This window comes from Sporomusa sp., from assembly GCF_057736855.1.
In genome coordinates this window covers 1-1,864 of sequence record NZ_JBYKYF010000444.1, presented here as the reverse complement: position 1 = coordinate 1,864, position 1,864 = coordinate 1, and the positions used below count along the sequence as shown (strand labels likewise).

1 protein-coding gene is annotated in these 1,864 nt (G+C 42.7%); it reads right to left on the bottom strand.

Annotated elements, in window-relative coordinates; all coding sequences use genetic code 11:
* Positions 1-349 precede the first annotated feature (349 nt).
* A partial coding sequence (locus AC29Z1_RS17425; RefSeq protein ID WP_488272710.1) for a DEAD/DEAH box helicase occupies positions 350-1,864 on the bottom strand: 1,515 nt, incomplete at its 5' end.

Genomic DNA, 1,864 nt, shown 5'->3' with positions numbered 1-1,864 from the left:
CGCTTCTCCAAGCTTCATAATCGCGCCTTTGCCAAAATCTTTTTCTATCTGACGCATAGCATTTTCAAGTGCCTTAAATTTGTCCATTTCCCGGTTTCTTTCAAAATCTTTTGCCTTATCCACGATAATATAAACCTCCCCGCGCCTAACTATATATTCAGCATTCCAGAAGTTTACAGGAGCAGACGGGAGGTATGTTAGCAAGACTTCCACCGCTAGCGTTTGATACGCTTTGGCCAACTCTCCTCTCGTCTGTAAAACTATAATGCGCTGTATATATACTAACAGTATACAAACATTTGTTCGTTTTGTCAATCATGTCGGGTTGGTTTTATCTCGTATTCTTAATTTAGCGTCCTTTGGCTGGCTCGATATTAATCCGATAGCCTTTGATTGTGTTTTTATTCATAACAGATAACACGCGCTCAGCAACGCTTTCCGGTACTTCTACAAAAGTAAATTTATCATAAATATTAATGACACCGATAATACTGCCCTCAATGTCAGCTTCTTCGGCAATTGTACGAACAATGTCTTGTGGCTGAATTTTTTGGGCTCGTCCCGCATTAATAAATAAGCGTACCATACCAGGTTCAGCTCCGGTATTAGCAAATTGCGGGTTTTCAAGACTGGTCTGTTCTTTATAACCTTCTTGAAACAGTTTTAGCGCAGCAGCCGCAAGATCAATAGGGTCGTAATCGGTAGCCAAATCAGCAATAATATTGCTGTAGGCCTCAAAACCACCACGATTAATGGTCTGTGTGAGCTGATTTTTAATAACTTCTGTTTGACGCTCAAGAATATCTGCCGGTGACGGCAATTGGCGACGCAATATACGAGTCTTGATCTCTTTTTCAATAATCTTAAGTTGCCGGTATTCACGGGGTTGAATAAATGTAATGGCTACACCTTTTTTACCGGCACGCCCTGTGCGTCCAATGCGGTGAACATAAGATTCGGGATCTTGCGGAATATCAAAGTTAATAACATGGGAAACGTGTTCAATATCCAAGCCCCTTGCAGCCACGTCAGTAGCAATAAGAATATCCAGTTTACCGTCCCGGAATTTTTTCATAACCCGATCACGCTGCGTCTGGCTCAAGTCACCATGTAATCCATCTGAAATATATCCACGTGCCGACAATGACGCAACCAAATCATCAACACCTTTTTTTGTGCGGCAAAAAATAATAACCCGGCTAAAAGTCTCAGTGTCAAGTACCCGACACAAGCCGTCAAGTTTATCACGTGTTTCGTAATAAATTTGGTCAATCAATGGTACGGTCAGTTGCTCTTTACTTATGGTAACCGTTACTCTGTCTTTCATATACTTGTCGGCTAATGCCATGATTTCCGCTGGCATAGTAGCCGAAAATAGCAGAGTTTGGCGCTCGGCTGGAAGATGAGCAAGAATGGCTTCGATATCATCAATAAATCCCATATCCAGCATCTCATCCGCTTCATCAAGAACCAGCATTTTCACATGATCAAGTTTAATCGTATTTCTGCGAATATGGTCAAGCAAGCGTCCAGGGGTGCCGATGACTACCTGCACTCCTGATTTAAGTGTTCTAATTTGTCGTTCTATTGCCTGTCCACCATAGATTGGTAGAGTTTTAACTCGTTTAAATTTACCTATTTTTGCTATTTCTTCCGATACTTGGATAGCCAATTCACGCGTGGGTGTTAGCACCAGCGCTTGGATATGTCTGGCCTCCGTTATCCGTTCCATAATAGGTATGCCAAAGGCAGCAGTCTTACCTGTACCCGTCTGTGCCTGCCCCAACACATCCTTTCCGGCTAATACCAGCGGAATAGTCTGGCTCTGAATCGGCGAAGGTTCTTCAAATCCCATAGCAGTGAT